The sequence below is a fragment of the Microcoleus sp. PH2017_08_TRC_O_A genome (genome assembly GCF_020738665.1).
In the GTDB taxonomy this organism is placed as follows: domain Bacteria; phylum Cyanobacteriota; class Cyanobacteriia; order Cyanobacteriales; family Microcoleaceae; genus Microcoleus.
In genome coordinates, this window is sequence record NZ_JAEQCE010000116.1 from 25,709 (window position 1) to 41,531 (window position 15,823).

The window sequence follows — 15,823 nt, forward strand, 5'->3', positions numbered from 1 at the left end:
GTCAAGATGAATGTCACCGAAAAACCCGAATTTTTAGCAACAGACTTTCCAGACCACACTCAATTACCAGACTCCGACGGTACTTTTGTGAAAAACTTTCAAGAACACCCTCAAAGCATCCTCTTAACAACATCAATTAGACCTATTCTAGACCAAGTTCATCCCGACGGACAATACTGCATCGGTCAAGATTCAGGTATTTACTGGCGAGTAGCGCAACCCCCGGAACCGCCCGAAAAAGGAGCCGAAGCACCAGATTGGTTTTACGTGCCCGACGTGCCGCCAACTCTCGACGGAAATATGCGGCGTTCCTATGTGATGTGGAAAGAATTAATGCCGCCGTTAATTATACTAGAATTTGTTTCGGGAGATGGCAGCGAAGAAAGAGATAAAACTCCCAAAAAGGGGAAATTCTGGATTTACGAACGGATTATTAGACCTGCTTTTTACGGAATTTATGAAGTCAAAAAAGCCAAAATAGAATGCTATCATTTGGTAGAAGATAGATTTGAGTTAATGTCAGAAAATCAGCGCGGACATTACCAAATCGAGCCAATGGGATTGGAATTGGGCATTTGGCAAGGAGTTTATCAGGGCGTAGAACTGCCTTGGCTGCGCTGGTGGGATGCTGAGGGGAATTTGCTGCTGGCCGCTGATGAACGGGCAGAACAAGCCGAATTAGCAGCAGAACAAGAACGACAAAGGCGCATAGAAGCTGAGTTGCGAATTCAAGCTTTGGAAGCGCGTTTGCGAGAGTTAGAAGGCAGCTAATAGGTAGCCAGAAACCGGGTTTTTCCGCCAAAATATTCGCAAAAAATCCTCAATCTCCCAAAAACCCGGTTTCTTTGAACCTACCAGAAAGAATTGCTTGAAAGCCCAAAGCCCGATCGGGAGAAATTAAAATCAGACTATTCATTACTCCAATCCTCGGACTTAAGGGTAGAGGTCGCTCTCAAACTGTCAACTGTCAACTGTCAACTGGTTGAAGCAGCGGTGACGAGAAACCGGGTTTTTTCGCCCAAGTATTCGATTCAAACCCTCAATCTCGCCAAAAACCCGGTTTCTTGATTGGCAGCTACCAGCCCCAAAAACAAGATTGACATCGGTTCTAATCCAGAATTTGCGTATATTAATTGATTAGTAAAGTATTGCATCACTTTTGTGTAAGTCCTATGGCACTAATTGTTCAGAAATATGGTGGAACATCGGTTGGTACAGTCGATCGCATTTTAGAAGTAGCCCGACGAGTAGTCAAAACAGTACAGCTTGGAAACTCCCTCGTCGTCGTACTTTCAGCAATGGGGAAAACCACCGACGGTTTAGTGAAACTCGCTAAGGAAATTTCCCCAAATCCCAACAAACGGGAAATGGATATGTTGCTTTCCACTGGGGAACAAGTATCGATCGCACTTTTGAGTATGGCATTGCAGGAAATGGGACAGCCCGCCATTTCCCTCACCGGCGCCCAAGTCGGGATTGTCACCGAAGCCGCCCACACCCGCGCCCGGATTTTGCGAATCGATCCGGCGCGCATGGAAACCCAGTTAAATAGCGGAAAAGTTGTCGTCGTTGCCGGTTTTCAAGGCATCGCCGACGCCGGAGAATTGGAAATCACCACCTTGGGGCGCGGCGGTTCCGATACCACAGCAGTAGCCCTCGCCGCAGCCTTGCGCGCCGACAGATGCGAAATTTATACCGACGTGCCCGGAATTCTAACTACAGATCCGCGCTTGGTAGCCGACGCGCAATTGATGGATGAGATCACCTGCGACGAAATGCTGGAATTGGCGAGTTTGGGTGCAAAAGTCCTGCATCCGCGCGCGGTAGAGATTGCCAAAAATTACGGCGTGCCGCTGATCGTGCTTTCTAGCTGGAGTGACGCCCCCGGTACGCGGGTGGTGTCGCCTCCCCCCCAACCCCGGCCTTTGGAGGGCTTGGAGCTCGCAAAAGCGGTCGATGCGGTGGAATTTGACTTGGATCAGGCGGGGGTGTCGCTGTTGCGTTTGCCCGATCGCCCGGGAGTAGCAGCGCGGTTGTTTGGTGCGATCGCGCAACAACACCTCGATATAGACTTAATTATCCAATCAATTCACGAAGGAAATACGAACGATATCGCCTTTACAGTCAGGCGAAATTCCCTGAATCAAGCTGTCGCGGTTGCAGATGCAATTGTCCCCGCCTTGGGTAAGAATTCTCGCCCAGAATTGGGGGAACCCGAAGTGAAAGCAGAGGAACGACCCATAGCTAAAGTTAGCATTGCGGGTGCGGGAATGATCGGGCGGCCGAGGGTAGCAGCCGAGATGTTTAAGACTTTGGCGGATGCGGGAATTAACATTCAGATGATTTCCACTTCCGAGGTGAAGGTTAGTTGTACGATCGATGCTACGGATTGCGATCGGGCAGTTGCCGAACTCTGCAAAGCATTTGATGTCGCCAACTCCCCTGTCGGGCTGCATTCCTCATCGAACAAACCGCCCGCAGTCAGGGCTGTAGCGTTGGATCTCAATCAAGCGCGTCTGGCAATTCGTCAATTACCCGATCGCCCTGGAGTAGCAGCAAAACTGTTCGGACTGTTAGCCGAAGAAAATATCAGCGTAGATACAATCATTCAATCGCAACGCTGCCACAATATCGACGGCATCTTAACCCGCGACATAGCATTTACCGTAGCACAAATAGACGCCGCCGCAGCTAAAGAAGTCCTAGAAAAATCAGCAGTTGAATTCGGCTGGGGCGAAGTCGCAGTCGATACAGAAATCGCCAAAGTTAGCGTAGTAGGTTCCGGGATGGTAGCGCATCCGGGAGTAGCCGCGAAGATGTTTGAAGCGCTTTCGCAGCACAAAATCAACATTCAAATGATTGCGACTTCTGAGATTAAGATTAGCTGCGTTGTGGATGAGGCGCAGGGTGTCACAGCTTTGAAAGCAATTCACGCCGCGTTTGAGCTTTCGGGGAGTGAAAGAATCCAAGTTCCCGCCTGATAAAGGTTCGGACTCAGGACTTTAGTCCTTTCTTACAGGTTTGTAGTAAGGACTTCAGTCCTAATTTATTATGAACTAGCAACAAAAGTTCTTACTGCAAATTCCCGAGCATTAAACTGTGTTAGGATCGAATTGGCGATCGACTAAAAGGAATTTAATCTTATGACAGTAGCTAACGAAAAAATTACTGATACCAGCAGCAATAGCGGTTTATCGAATTTTCGCATCACTGTTGAAGGTCTGCTAGAACTTTTAGATTTAGAAGAAGAGGATGAGTACGGAATTTTAAGACCAACTGAATATGCTTTCAGGACAGCGATGAAATTAATTGCTGAAGCCTATGATAGTATGGGGAACAGTTTTCCTAAATGCTCGATTGGTACAGATGACCAAGGTAGTATTAGACTGGCTTGGCAAAATCTAAATACTGATTGTAGAGTCAGGTTATTCTGCCCATCTAATGCCGAGGGGAAAGCTTACATTTATCATCAGAAGAATCAGGAATATAAATCGGAAGATCTCATTTCCGCGTCAACGTTAGTTCATTGGCTAGAGTGGTTTAACCAGGTATGACTGATAAATTTTAGAGGAGTCACTCAGATGCAGTCTTAAATATGTAATGAAGTGCTATAATAATTATTGTTCGTGGATAAAATTTATCCAATTTGTTCTGCGAATGACATTTTTATGACTAAATACTTATGACTACAAACTATGAATTCGATTCTTTAGCTGACAGTGCTATTGTCTATAGAGCTTTACTTCGGAGACAATGGATTGATGAAACCAGCGATATAGTTTTACTTTTCGCTTATTTACTTCGACCCAATGAGCCTGGTTTATCGGTAACAATTGCCAGTGTTTGTTCACCCGAACAATGTGCAGCAAAGTTCAACAATTGTTTCGGAGTTGCTAGTCTGCAAGTAGGACAAATTCGTGAATTAGGTTTAGATGCAGTACCTGATTCAGCATCCCACGCTCTGATTGTCGGTTTACCTCAGGTGAAAGATGACCGAGACAGGGCTGAAAGATTAGCTGATTTGTTAGCAGAGCGATCGAGAATTGTATGGACACCTTCGCAAACATAGCTGAGCAAGTTTTCAGATTAAATCCGGGTTAAAAACCCCTGATAATACTCGGCGGTTTCAACCGTCGAGTATTTCTTTCGCGATCGCCTCCACCACCGGCACGCAAACCGAATTTCCAATTTGCTTGTAACTTTCCCCCGCACTCGGATAACTCTTAAAATCTTCAGGAAAACCCATCAGACGGTAGCATTCCTTCAGCGTCAGCTTTCGCACCAAATCTCGATCGCGAAAATAGACAAAAAACCTGCCCGATGTTTCTTGCGAAGGAATAGTCGGATGGACGCCATCCACCGAATAAATGCGATTCGGCTGTCTGTGCACCCTCGATAAATGTTCTGTATTCGGCCTGACGCCAGTTTTCCAAGTACCTTTATTCCTATAGCCTACAAATAACAATCCCGAATCTTGCTTTCTCGGAGACTCAATTAAAGTATACTCGGATTTATCCAATATTTCAAAATCCCCTGTCTCGTCTAGAAATTCCCTGAGTTTTGGCGGAAACTTGGTTTTGAGACGAGAAAAATTGAATTCTTTACCCTTAGTTGCAATAATAAATATTCTTTCGCGGTGTTGGGGAATTCCAAAGTCTTTAGCATTAAGCATTTTGTAATTCACGCTGTATCCCAAATCTTCAAGACTGGCAATAATTACTTTTAAGGTGTTTCCCTTGTCGTGATGGATTAAATGCTTGACATTTTCCAGAACAACTACTTGAGGTTGCTTTACTTTAATAATTTTACAAATCTCGAAAAACAGCGTCCCTCTAGTATCTTCAAAACCCAGCTTTTTGCCGCAGATGCTAAAAGGTTGGCACGGAAACCCAGCTACTAAAACATCAAAGTCTGCCAACTCGGCTGGATTGATGTTACTGATGTCTGGAAAAGGCAATTCTCCGAAATTATCTGCGTACACTTCCCGGCATTTGCTGTTAATTTCGCAGGAAAAAACACATTCAAAGCCCATTTTTTCAAAACCTTGTCTGAAACCTCCTATGCCTGAAAATAAGTCTATAAATTTCATCTATAATTTAACGTAAAACATTACTAAATCTAATAATAACAGATTTTGTTCCTCTCTCTTCTTCCACTCTGCGCTCTCTGCGCTCTCTGTGGTTCAAAAAACTAATCTAAACAAAAACCGACATCCCACAGGGAATTGCCGTGTATGCAGATATCGGGTAGAATGTCGATCGCCCAAAAAACTCCCAAACTTGTCCCGCAGCCCACTAAACTAGAAATAGCAGAACCAAATACAGCCATTATCTACTTCCTTTCACCAACCATGAGTCAAACCTTGGAAAACCTCACCGCCATCGACGACAAGCTGTCCAAACGCCACATCGACCTCGATCCGGGCGGCTACTTCATCATTTACATCGATCGCGAAACCAGCCTAATTTGCGCCAAACACTTCACCAACATTATCGACGATCGCGGCCTCGCCGTCGATCCCGAAACCGGCAAACCCATCCCCGCCCGCGGCAAAGTAGAACGCACTCAGTGCACGCTTTTTAGCGGCAGAACCGCCAAAGAACTTTGCGTCAAAATCCTAGAAGAAACCCGCCCCAGCCCGGTGACAATGTTCGATCACGCGGCTTATCTGGGACGGGAATTTGTGCGGGCAGAACTTGCTTTGTTGAACGATCGAGAATACGTTCAAGATTAGTCCCAGCGTCAACTGTCAACTGTCAACTGTCAACTGTCAACTGTTCAAGAAAAACCTTGGTACCAGAAATAAGTCACCATCGGAATCACTGTCGCCAACACCAACAGCACAACCACAACAACTGTGGCATTACCTTGGTCTGTTTCTTCAGCTTTTTTAAACGTGCCTTCAACTTGAATGTTATCAACAACTTTAGGCGCGCCCGGATCTGGTTCGCCGGACATCACAGTCGCAATCCGGGAACTAGCTTCGGAAAATGCCTCGTTGTATTTATTACCTTCTCGCAGCGGCACTTGCACAGTTTCCCCAGCTACACTCTGGGCAATTTCATCGCTTAGCAGTGACTTTACCCCTTCGCCGGTGCGAATTGCCGCGCTGTTGGTAACAGTGTCGAGAACGAGTAAAATTTGGTTATCCTGGTCTTCTTTTGCGGGAAACCACTGTTCAAACAGTTGGTCGGTGAAAGTCGCAGCCGTTTCGCCGTAGTCTAGGCGGTGGATAGTGACAAACCTGACTTGTTTTCCTGTTTTCTGTTCCAGGGTGTCGAGCACGCTGCTGACGTTGCTTTCGGTACTCCGGCTGAGTACGTCGCCTTTGTCCCACACCCAAGTTCGATCGCCCGCCGACAACACTGGTATTTCGTAAACGCCCGTCGCCAATGCCGGCAATACCGCTATCTGGGATGCGATCAGGACGATCGCGATCGTCACAGCCGCTTGTTGGAGATAATTTCTCCAGTTAAATAATTGCTCTAGTCTAGTCATCAGAAAAATGGGTTTGAAACCCCGTCCTTTCAGGACGGCTTTACATTTGTTGTTACTACCGCCTTGGAGTCGCAAGAGTTCGGTGTGATGAAAGTGTTGCACTTTCAACGGGACAATTACCGTTTCAAATTTTGCGACCCTGTACGCATAGTGTTTGCTACCGAAAAGTTGCGGTAAGCCCTATTTCTAGGTGTATATTTCCCTTCGCCACTGACTGCCAAAGTGGTTAAAAACGCTGCGGTGGCATTCTTAACGTTTTGCGGGATACCACTCCCAGACAGTTCAGTTTGTCTTAAAGACGTAGGCTAGACACTGGTTTAGTCCTGAATTTGTGAAGGTGGTGAGCCTTCCTCTTTCAAGCCCCATGCCTTTGGGCTGGGGTCAATGACGAGGTTAACCGTAACACTGACTTTTTTCCAAAAATACTATAGAACCCCCTGTAAAATTCATTTTACACGGTGCAATATTTATAATTAGGTCGTCAGTCCAACTCCCCGCCGGATTATTTTACGATTTTAAGTATGGAACCAGCAGACACTTATAAAGGTTGGATTCTTCAATCCCAGAAAGTATTCTACGTCGAAGTTTGGGATAGCTGCGGCAACCGCCACGTCGCCGTCCAAAATGCCAAAACTGAAGAGGAAGCTTTGGAATTGGCCAAAAAGTGGATTGACAACTATGAGTCTAAACCCGGAAGAATGCCGATCGACGTACCGCATCCTTTCGGGGATGCGATCGATATGCCATTTTAATTCAGTTGACAGTTGACAGTTGACAGTTGACAGTTAGGAAAATGTGTTACGAAATTCCTCGCAATTTTTTAGTATTTTCTACCAAACTCATAGCAAATTCATCGAACCTTTGAGACAGTTTTTCATCCAACAATTTACCATCAGGACTAAAAGCTTTCCAAGCTTGTCCGATCGCAATTTGTTCGGGAATTACCCAAGCGTGTACCCATCTCAGAATCGTTCGCAAATCGTTAAGGGCGTTGTTGTTGACTTGTCCTCCCAACACGCTGATTGCACCCGCAACTTTCCCGTCCAAATGCTCGAAACTCATCAAATCCAGGGCATTCTTGAGAACACCGCTAACGCTACCGTGATACTCCGGCGTTGCCAAAATTAAACCGTCGGCTTGGCGTACCGCATTCCGCAGCTTTTCCACATCCGGGTAATCGTGATAATCATTCTCGCCATTGCAGAATGGCAGATCGAGCGATCGCAAATCGAATATTTCAACTTCTGCGCCCAGGGCCTGCATCCGTCCTGCTGCTACCGTCAGCGCTAACTGGCTGTAGGAGCCAGCCCGCAAACTTCCACCAATGCCGACAATCTTTACCATAGGAGTTGAAAAACAATAACTGCTTGACTAAGACGTACTCATTACGACTATGATTAGTCTAACAAGTGCGATCGGCAAATGTCAATCGATTTTAGATTTGGGATTTGACGTGGCCGAGAAACCGGGTTTTTGCCAAGATTCTTGGTGAAAGCCACAGATTTGGTAAAAAACCCGGTTTCTGAGTCGCAGAGAGTGGGAGGGGCCGAGAAACCGGGTTTTTGCCAAAATTCTTGGTGAGAGCCGACAGATTTGGTAAAAAACCCGGTTTCTGAGTCGCAGTGCGTAAATTCAGTTGACAGTTGACAGTTGACAGTTAAGAGCGACCTCTACCTGGAAGTCCGAGGATTGGAGTAATGAATAGTCGGATTTTAATTTCTCCCGCTCAAGGTTCCGGCTTTAAACGAATTCTTTCTGGTAAGTTCAGTGGAGGGACAGAGAAACCGGGTTTTTGCCAAAATTCTTGGTGAAAGCCCCTGATGCCGCGAAAAAACCCGGTTTCTGAGTCGCAGTGGGTTCAAAATCCTGCATCTTCAGGTACCTATTGAGATGTCATCGACAGATAAACCCATTGAACACCCGGCATCTTGTTAAAATAAACGAACGTAGCAAACCACAAGCGGTCAATCTTGGCAGTATTCCACCTTGGGCAAAAAGTAATATGAAAAATTCTTGGAAACACGCATGGCTGGGACATCTAGCTGAAAACAAAGACAAATCGAGCCAGCAGAATCCTAAAAAATCAATTCCAGGACGAAATCTTTGGCGCATCCTGGGTAGTTTGGTGATTTCTCAAGGAATATTGCTCTCTACCCCGGTGTTTGCCGACAGCGCGCCAAACAACACGATGAGTTACAGCCAACTCATCGACAACATAGAAAAAGGACAAGTCAGTAAAGTCGAAATAGATGAAATCCAAAGAACTGCCAAAGTTAGGCTAAAAGATCAAAAAAGCGATCAGGCGCAAATTGTTACTCTCTTCGACTACAACAACCGAGAACTCTACTCGCAAATCCGCGCCAAAAAGATCGACTTTGAAGTCAAACAAACAGCCGACAACGCGGCCGCAGTTAGTTTAGTAGTAAACTTGCTGGTAATTTTTGCAGTGTTGGCAGTGTTGATGGCTATCCTGCGCCGATCGACCCAATCGCAAGGAAATGCCATGAACTTCGGCAAATCCCGAGCCCGTTTCCAAATGGAAGCCAAAACCGGCGTGATGTTCGACGACGTAGCAGGAATCGAAGAAGCTAAAGAAGAACTGCAAGAAGTTGTCACTTTCCTGAAAAAACCCGAACGCTTCAACGCCATCGGCGCCAAAATTCCCAGAGGAGTTCTGTTAATCGGGCCTCCGGGAACAGGTAAAACCATGTTGGCAAAAGCGATCGCAGGTGAAGCAGCCGTCCCATTCTTCAGCATCTCCGGTTCCGAATTTGTGGAAATGTTCGTCGGAGTCGGCGCCTCCCGCGTCCGCGACTTGTTCCGCAAAGCTAAAGAAAATGCGCCCTGCATCGTCTTCATCGATGAAATAGACGCCGTAGGAAGGCAGCGCGGTGCTGGTATTGGCGGCGGAAATGACGAACGCGAACAAACTCTCAATCAGTTGCTGACAGAGATGGACGGCTTTGAGGGTAACAGCGGCGTGATTGTGATTGCAGCTACTAACCGCCCCGACGTGCTCGATACTGCCTTGCTGCGGCCCGGTAGGTTCGATCGCCAAGTAACGGTAGATTTGCCCAGTTACAAAGGGCGTTTGGGGATTTTGGAAGTGCACGCGCGCAACAAAAAACTCGACGAGGAAGTTGCCCTAGACATGATTGCCCGTCGCACTCCAGGCTTTTCCGGCGCTGATTTGGCAAACTTGCTCAATGAAGCAGCTATTCTGACAGCGAGGCGACGCAAAGACACGATTGGTACTTTGGAAGTTAATGATGCGATCGACCGAATTACGATCGGGCTGACTCTGAATCCGCTGCTCGACAGTAAGAAAAAGTGGCTAGTAGCATACCACGAAATCGGACACGCCCTCGTATCAACTATGCTCAAAAATACCGACACCCTAGAAAAAGTAACGATCATTCCCCGTTCCGGTGGCATCGCAGGCTTTGCCAACTACGTACTCGACGAAGAAATGCTTGACAGCGAAGGTTTGAGGAGTCGGGCGTGGCTGTTAAGCCGGATTACTGTAGCTTTGGGAGGACGGGCTGCGGAGGCAGAAGTTTACGGCGATGCGGAAGTAACTCTGGGCGCCAGCAGCGATATCACAGAAGTCAGCAAGCTAGCGAGACAGATGGTAACGCTTTACGGAATGTCGGATTTGGGGCCTGTGGCTTTGGAAAGTCCGAACAATGAGGTGTTTTTGGGCCGAGACTGGAATTCGCGATCGGATTATTCTGAAGCAATGGCGATGAAGATCGATCGGCAAGTCCGAGAAATCGCTATTCACTGCTACGAAGAAGCCCGCCAAATTATCCGCGAAAACCGCGCTTTGGTAGACAAGCTGGTCGAAGCGCTGTTGGATGAAGAAACCATCGATGGTGAGGAATTTCGCCGAATTGTCGATCGATACACCGAGTTGACAACAAAAAAAGAGTTAGCCCCAACGTGAATTAGTCAGCAGTGATTAAATGTTTGCAGTAAGGTTTGTAGGGGAGCATCTCAGTTTTGCAAGAAGCATTTTTTCTTCACAGTGCGAGCGTCCCCGCTCGCGTGCGTATACAAGCACGCGAGCGGGGACGCTCGCACTATAAATGCAAAACTGAGATGCTCCCGGTTTGTAGTGAGGACTTCAGTCCTTCTTTTTGGAAGAATTAAGACTAAAGTCCTCACTACAGTAAGGTTTGTAGTGAGGACTTCAGTCCTTCTTTTTGGAAGAATTAGGACTAAAGTCCTCACTACAAACTAAGAAGAATTAGGACTAAAGTCCTCACTACAAACCTAAAAATTACAAGTTTGTAGTGAGGACTTCAGTCCTCATTCCCAGACTAATTAAGATTGATTGGAATACATTTCGCGAAGTACCAAAGCCGGATCTACCCAGCGGCCGCCGTACTTCAATCCCCAATGCAGGTGAGGCCCACTCGTGCGCCCTGTCATCCCCACTCTGGCAATTCTCGCACCGGCCGGCACAGTTTGACCCTGCCAAATTTGCAGGCCGCCTTCACGATCGATATAATAACGCCCGCCGTTAGCGGTTTGCACCCTACCTTTGAGGTGACAGTAGATGTGATCCCAATTTCCCGATCGCACTACCATACCAGTACCGCACCTGCCATCTTCCCAAACTTCCACAACTTGACCCCCCCACCAATTGCGGATGTAGCTGCCTTCCGGGGCCGCCATGTCCAAACCGTAATGAAAATCCCCGCCGCGGGGGCCGAAGGGGGAAGTATAGGCTTCAAAACTTTCCACTGGAAAAGAAGCTTCTTGCCACAAATTACCCGTCGCTACTCTGCTTGGTAAACCTGACTGAGCTTTGACCACCTGCTGCTGCAAATAAGGGCTGATCAACACAATGCCGATCGAAAGTGCCAGCAGCAGCATCTGTCTGAAACGAAAAAAGCGTTTTACCGTCAGCGGGCCTCTAGAGTCTTGCAGGATTTTTTTCACGGCGAACAAGTTGAATGTGTGTGCGAGTGTGCGTTGAGGAGTGCCAATTCGCTGCAAGATGGCGTCTGATATCTACCCTTCCTTCGCGAATCAGTTTATCAACAACGTGTATCTTACTCCATCCAAAACCCGTGTCAAGGCTTCCGGGCATTTACGCGGGGGTAAGGCAAAAAAAAATGGCCTCAGAATTTCGGCTGCGGTTGAATTCGATCGAGCTTTTGCTTGACACTATAGTAGTTCGGGGATTTTGGATGTCGTCTGAAATCTCAAATTTATAACACACATCAAGCAATGCTTACTGAAATTTTTCCTTTTAGTTTTGCCATAGACGCAACTGCGATCGCCGGTGCGTCATTATGGTCTTTAGCCCTGTATTGGGGTCTCTCACCCATCACAGAATGGGTAATCCTGCAACTCAACCGCTGGATGAATTTTGCCGAAAGATCCCTCTACACCTCGGAAGCGGAGTTTGAGAGAACCCGCCAAGCCCGAGAAGCTCAAAATGCCTTTTATGCTTCCCTGTTGAGTATTCTGCCCTTTTTGATTGTGGGCGGATTGTGCAATTGGGGCGTCGAATTGTCGTTGGGTGCCAGTTGGGCGGTATCTATGGGGACGATCGCCTGTATTGGCGGTGGCGTGTACGAACTCGGGCGCCGAGACGGCGAGTCTTAGGCAATTTTAGATTTTGGATTTGGGACACTCCTGGACGCGCAGGTAGTCAGAAACCGGGTTTTTGCGACAATATTTCGTTGTCACCCGCAGATTCGCTAAAAAACCCGGTTTCTTTTGTTGAAGCAGGTAATTCCTGTATGATTGTCGCTCAAAAATTACGATGTAAAGCTATGAAACTAAAGTGGTTGATACCTGCAATTATCTCATCTTTTTCGATCGTTGTTATTCCTGCGAAAGCGGCTGAAACCAGGTGCGGATGGTTGATTAATCCCACGCCTGCTAATTGGTATCTCAAAGACAAATATGCTCAGTGGATTATCTCGGCGCAAGGGGGATATCAAGCCGGAGGAATGGATAATATTCCTCCTTTTAACGACGATGAATATGTCAAAACTAATGTCAATTATGGATATGGTTGTGCTTGTTTGGATGTGGTAACAGATAGAAATCGAATCAGAATTACCACGATACAAGGTGGCGAACAATTACCACTCTCGACTTGTCGCCAAGATCCGAATTTACCAAAAATTCGTTAGTTGTGGCAAAACTAGACATTTTTTTAACTCAGTCAAATGAAATACGAACCAACATCATTAAATCAAGCCCGCGCCGCCTTCAAACAAATCTGGGGATACGACGACTTTCGGCCGCCTCAAGGAGAAATCGTCAGCAGTTTGTTAGCCGGGAAAGATACAATGATAATTATGCCGACAGGTGGTGGCAAATCAATCTGCTTTCAACTGCCAGCTTTATTACAAACAGGCTTAACTTTGGTGATTTCGCCGTTAGTCGCACTGATGGAAAATCAAGTGCAAGAATTGCGCGATCGCAATTTACCCGCTGCCCTCCTCCACAGTCAATTACCAGCACAGCAACGCCAACAAACTATGCAATCGCTACAACAAAATAAGTTGAGATTGCTGTACCTATCTCCCGAAACATTGCTCAGCAAACCTGTTTGGGAAATTATCAGTCAGCCGCACATCCCAATCAACGGTTTAATATTAGATGAAGCTCACTGTTTAGTCCAGTGGGGCGATACTTTTCGACCCGCTTACCGCCGTTTGGGTACAGTGCGATCGGCTTTGTTAAAATCTAAGCCGGAAGGAACTAAAATTGCGATCGCAGCTTTCACCGCCACCGCCAACCCCCAAGCGCAGCAAACAATCAACAAAGTCTTGCAACTACACAAGCCGGAAGCTTTTTTGCTGAGTCCGTACCGTTCTAACCTGCACCTGCAAGTGCAAACTGTCTGGACACCCAGAGGGCGGAGACAGCAGTTATTAAATTTTATCAAAGCTCGACCAAAAGAAGCAGGTTTAGTCTACGTCCGCACTAGAAAAGATAGCGAAAACTTGGCGGATTTGTTGGAAGATGCGGGTTATAAAACGGCAGCCTATCATGCAGGTTTGAGTCCAGAATCGCGCCGAAAAATAGAAACAGCTTGGCTGAATAACGATCTGAAATTTGTTGTTTGTAGCTGCGCCTTCGGGATGGGAATTAATAAGCCGGATGTGCGCTGGGTTGTTCATTTTCAAGCACCTTTGCTATTATCGGAATACATTCAGGAAATAGGTAGAGGCGGACGGGACGGTAAATCATCGATCGCCCTGACGTTGATTAGCGAACCGACGGGTTTGCTTTATCCCGATGACAAACAAAGAGCACAATTTTTTCAAGACAAATTGCGATCGCAATTTCGAGAAGCCCAGCAGTTGGCGAAACAACTCCCGGCTAAGGGCGATGCAGATGCTGTGGGGCGGGAATTCCCTGAAAGTGCGATCGCCCTTTCGATCTTGCACAGCAGCGGACAGTTAAGATGGGAAGATCCTTTCAATTATGCGATCGACAAATCCGCACAACAAAAAAGTGTCAAACAAAACTTTACCGCCCCCGAAGAAATGGCAAAATATCTCAAGCATCGGGAGTGCAGGTGGCAATTTTTGCTGCAAGCTTTTGGCTTTACCAAGGAAGCTACATCTATGCGCTGCGGGCACTGTGATAATTGTCGCTGAAATTGACAATTGGGTGCATCTGGTTTTTGAAGAGGGCGAAGCATGACCGCATATAAGTTATTAGTTATAATCCCATATTGTCTGCGGTCATGCTTCGCCCCTACGCATATATTCGCTTGCATTGAGATGCACCCTGACAATTAAACTAAAAGATGTTAGGATGAAAGATGAGACGGCGGTTTCAACCGCGGCTATACACACGATGTCAGCCGGACGCCGACTAAGAGAGGATAACGTAATTTTAATTGCCTTTGTCTTCAACCCCTCGCTCGCTCGGGTTTTGTTCGTATAGACGCGGTTTCAAGCGCCCTGTCTTAATAAAGACAAAAAATCGTCAACAATAAATGATAGAAACAAAGACTACGGCACAGATATATACAGTAGAAAATACAGAGGAATTTAATCAAACTAATGTCACTCAGCGATTAGATATTTGGCTGTCAAACCAGATACCAGACTTATCGAGATCGCGAATCCAAACTCTGATATCACAAGGCAACGTCAAAGTCAACGACGCAACCTGCACCTCGAAAAAAATATCAGTCAAAACGGGCGATCGCATCCACATCACTTTACCCGAAGCCCAGCCCACAAAATTAGAACCCCAAGCAATTCCCCTCGACATCCTCTACGAAGACGACAGCCTAATAATCATCAACAAACCAGCCGGATTAGTCGTCCATCCAGCCGCCGGACATCTAGACGGTACCTTAGTCAACGCCCTGTTAGCCCACTGTCCCCTCGCAGAAATCGGCGGCGTTCAACGCCCCGGAATCGTCCACAGATTAGACAAAGATACAACAGGTGCGATCGCGATCGCCAAAACCGACATCGCCCACCAAAACCTGCAAGCCCAACTCAAAACCAAAACCGCCCGCCGGGAATATTTAGGCGTAGTTTACGGAGTTCCTAACGCCGAAACAGGTACAATAGACCTACCCATCGGCCGGCATCCCACAGACCGCAAAAAAATGGCAGTAGTACCAGAACAAAAAGGCGGCCGCCCCTCCGTTACTCACTGGACAATCAAAGAAAGAATCGGCAACTATTGCTTAATGCACTATCAATTAGAAACAGGCCGCACCCATCAAATTCGCGTCCACACAGCCGAAATTAAACATCCCATAGTCGGCGACCCCATGTACAGTTCCAACCGTTCCATCGGCGTAAATTTAACCGGACAAGCCCTCCACGCATGGCGCCTGCAATTGCAGCATCCGTTAACCGGAGAGTTGATTGAGGCGATCGCGCCTTTACCCGATCAATTCAACACTCTGCTAAAAATATTGCGCCTGCGAGCTCATATTTGATAATTGGTAACTGAGTATGGGGAATTAATAATTGGGAATTGATGACTACTAACTACTGTTCGCGAGCGGGGACAGCACTACTACTGTTTGCGAGCGGGGACAGCACTACTAACCACTAACCACTAACCACTAACCACTAACCACTAACCACTAACCACTAACTACTAACCACTAACCACTAACTACTAACCACTAACTACTAACTACTAACCACGGACAAAAAATTATGAGTCCTGAGTTTTGGATTCCGAGTTTAATAAAAAACTCAAACCTCAAAACTCAAGCCCACATTCCGCAGATGTGGGTCGGATTTTTTTATCAGTTGTGAAAACTTGGAAGCCAAACGCTTTTGGGCTGAAATTATGCAGTGTTAGCCTTACA

General features: G+C 46.8%; 15 protein-coding genes. 11 read left to right on the forward strand and 4 right to left on the reverse strand.

Features of this window, described 5'->3' with window-relative positions; translation table 11 throughout:
* Nucleotides 1-6 precede the first annotated feature (6 nt).
* The 4 genes from JGK22_RS29480 to JGK22_RS29495 all read left to right on the forward strand — a co-directional run bounded on the left by JGK22_RS29480 (nucleotide 7) and on the right by JGK22_RS29495 (nucleotide 4,069).
* Complete coding sequence (locus JGK22_RS29480) at nucleotides 7-771, forward strand: Uma2 family endonuclease (RefSeq protein WP_293189804.1); 765 nt, start codon at nucleotides 7-9, stop codon at nucleotides 769-771.
* A 401-nt stretch (nucleotides 772-1,172) separates the two neighbouring features.
* Nucleotides 1,173-2,981 (forward strand): aspartate kinase, encoded by a 1,809-nt coding sequence (locus JGK22_RS29485; RefSeq protein WP_293314319.1) that lies wholly within the window; start codon nucleotides 1,173-1,175, stop codon nucleotides 2,979-2,981.
* Nucleotides 2,982-3,143: 162 nt separating this feature from the next.
* Entirely contained in the window at nucleotides 3,144-3,554 is a 411-nt protein-coding gene (locus tag JGK22_RS29490; protein ID WP_293175591.1) for a hypothetical protein, read from the forward strand.
* A 128-nt stretch (nucleotides 3,555-3,682) separates the two neighbouring features.
* Nucleotides 3,683-4,069 (forward strand): hypothetical protein, encoded by a 387-nt coding sequence (locus JGK22_RS29495; protein WP_293198941.1) that lies wholly within the window; start codon nucleotides 3,683-3,685, stop codon nucleotides 4,067-4,069.
* A 57-nt stretch (nucleotides 4,070-4,126) separates the two neighbouring features.
* On the opposite strand, the gene dcm is transcribed toward JGK22_RS29495, so the two are convergent.
* Entirely contained in the window at nucleotides 4,127-5,089 is a 963-nt protein-coding gene (gene dcm / locus JGK22_RS29500) for a DNA (cytosine-5-)-methyltransferase (RefSeq protein ID WP_293314321.1), read from the reverse strand.
* A 261-nt stretch (nucleotides 5,090-5,350) separates the two neighbouring features.
* Here dcm and JGK22_RS29505 point away from each other — a divergent pair, with 261 nt between their 5' ends.
* A complete protein-coding gene (locus JGK22_RS29505; protein WP_293175847.1) occupies nucleotides 5,351-5,734 on the forward strand; it encodes a DUF4346 domain-containing protein in 384 nt (127 codons plus the stop codon).
* Nucleotides 5,735-5,778: 44 nt separating this feature from the next.
* Here JGK22_RS29505 and JGK22_RS29510 read toward each other — a convergent pair whose 3' ends face one another.
* Nucleotides 5,779-6,498, reverse strand: a complete 720-nt coding sequence (locus JGK22_RS29510) for a TPM domain-containing protein (RefSeq protein WP_293276663.1) — start codon at nucleotides 6,496-6,498, stop codon at nucleotides 5,779-5,781.
* Nucleotides 6,499-7,019: 521 nt separating this feature from the next.
* On the opposite strand from JGK22_RS29510, the gene JGK22_RS29515 reads away from it, so the two are divergent.
* Nucleotides 7,020-7,250 carry a hypothetical protein gene (locus tag JGK22_RS29515; protein WP_293175599.1) on the forward strand — a complete coding sequence of 77 codons (231 nt, stop codon included), beginning with the start codon at nucleotides 7,020-7,022 and terminating at the stop codon, nucleotides 7,248-7,250.
* A 46-nt stretch (nucleotides 7,251-7,296) separates the two neighbouring features.
* Here JGK22_RS29515 and JGK22_RS29520 read toward each other — a convergent pair whose 3' ends face one another.
* Complete coding sequence (locus tag JGK22_RS29520) at nucleotides 7,297-7,842, reverse strand: NADPH-dependent FMN reductase (protein WP_293189799.1); 546 nt, start codon at nucleotides 7,840-7,842, stop codon at nucleotides 7,297-7,299.
* Nucleotides 7,843-8,500: 658 nt separating this feature from the next.
* Here JGK22_RS29520 and ftsH point away from each other — a divergent pair.
* A complete protein-coding gene (ftsH, locus tag JGK22_RS29525) occupies nucleotides 8,501-10,444 on the forward strand; it encodes an ATP-dependent zinc metalloprotease FtsH (protein WP_293175603.1) in 1,944 nt (647 codons plus the stop codon).
* A 380-nt stretch (nucleotides 10,445-10,824) separates the two neighbouring features.
* Here ftsH and JGK22_RS29530 read toward each other — a convergent pair whose 3' ends face one another.
* Complete coding sequence (locus tag JGK22_RS29530) at nucleotides 10,825-11,445, reverse strand: M23 family metallopeptidase (protein WP_293175605.1); 621 nt, start codon at nucleotides 11,443-11,445, stop codon at nucleotides 10,825-10,827.
* A gap of 291 nt (nucleotides 11,446-11,736) precedes the next feature.
* On the opposite strand from JGK22_RS29530, the gene JGK22_RS29535 reads away from it, so the two are divergent.
* The 4 genes from JGK22_RS29535 to JGK22_RS29550 all read left to right on the forward strand — a co-directional run bounded on the left by JGK22_RS29535 (nucleotide 11,737) and on the right by JGK22_RS29550 (nucleotide 15,442).
* Nucleotides 11,737-12,117, forward strand: coding sequence for a hypothetical protein (locus tag JGK22_RS29535; protein WP_293175607.1), 381 nt, complete (start codon nucleotides 11,737-11,739; stop codon nucleotides 12,115-12,117).
* A gap of 170 nt (nucleotides 12,118-12,287) precedes the next feature.
* The gene (locus JGK22_RS29540) at nucleotides 12,288-12,653 is read left to right on the forward strand and encodes a DUF4087 domain-containing protein (protein ID WP_293175609.1); all 366 of its coding nucleotides are present in this window, start codon (nucleotides 12,288-12,290) and stop codon (nucleotides 12,651-12,653) included.
* Nucleotides 12,654-12,689: 36 nt separating this feature from the next.
* Complete coding sequence (locus JGK22_RS29545) at nucleotides 12,690-14,132, forward strand: ATP-dependent DNA helicase RecQ (protein ID WP_293216922.1); 1,443 nt, start codon at nucleotides 12,690-12,692, stop codon at nucleotides 14,130-14,132.
* A 344-nt stretch (nucleotides 14,133-14,476) separates the two neighbouring features.
* Entirely contained in the window at nucleotides 14,477-15,442 is a 966-nt protein-coding gene (locus tag JGK22_RS29550; RefSeq protein ID WP_293197543.1) for an RluA family pseudouridine synthase, read from the forward strand.
* The last annotated feature ends 381 nt before the right edge of the window (nucleotides 15,443-15,823 follow it).

Bases quoted from the DNA above. Each gene is read 5' to 3' on its own strand.
- JGK22_RS29495 (WP_293198941.1), top strand. From the start codon at position 3,683: ATGACTACAAACTATGAATTCGATTCTTTAGCTGACAGTGCTATTGTC.
- JGK22_RS29490 (WP_293175591.1), top strand. From the start codon at position 3,144: ATGACAGTAGCTAACGAAAAAATTACTGATACCAGCAGCAATAGCGGT.
- JGK22_RS29520 (WP_293189799.1), bottom strand. From the start codon at position 7,842: ATGGTAAAGATTGTCGGCATTGGTGGAAGTTTGCGGGCTGGCTCCTAC.
- JGK22_RS29480 (WP_293189804.1), top strand. From the start codon at position 7: ATGAATGTCACCGAAAAACCCGAATTTTTAGCAACAGACTTTCCAGAC.
- JGK22_RS29540 (WP_293175609.1), top strand. From the start codon at position 12,288: ATGAAACTAAAGTGGTTGATACCTGCAATTATCTCATCTTTTTCGATC.
- JGK22_RS29510 (WP_293276663.1), bottom strand. From the start codon at position 6,498: ATGACTAGACTAGAGCAATTATTTAACTGGAGAAATTATCTCCAACAA.
- ftsH (WP_293175603.1), top strand. From the start codon at position 8,501: ATGAAAAATTCTTGGAAACACGCATGGCTGGGACATCTAGCTGAAAAC.
- JGK22_RS29535 (WP_293175607.1), top strand. From the start codon at position 11,737: ATGCTTACTGAAATTTTTCCTTTTAGTTTTGCCATAGACGCAACTGCG.
- JGK22_RS29515 (WP_293175599.1), top strand. From the start codon at position 7,020: ATGGAACCAGCAGACACTTATAAAGGTTGGATTCTTCAATCCCAGAAA.
- dcm (WP_293314321.1), bottom strand. From the start codon at position 5,089: ATGAAATTTATAGACTTATTTTCAGGCATAGGAGGTTTCAGACAAGGT.
- JGK22_RS29505 (WP_293175847.1), top strand. From the start codon at position 5,351: ATGAGTCAAACCTTGGAAAACCTCACCGCCATCGACGACAAGCTGTCC.
- JGK22_RS29485 (WP_293314319.1), top strand. From the start codon at position 1,173: ATGGCACTAATTGTTCAGAAATATGGTGGAACATCGGTTGGTACAGTC.
- JGK22_RS29545 (WP_293216922.1), top strand. From the start codon at position 12,690: ATGAAATACGAACCAACATCATTAAATCAAGCCCGCGCCGCCTTCAAA.
- JGK22_RS29550 (WP_293197543.1), top strand. From the start codon at position 14,477: ATGATAGAAACAAAGACTACGGCACAGATATATACAGTAGAAAATACA.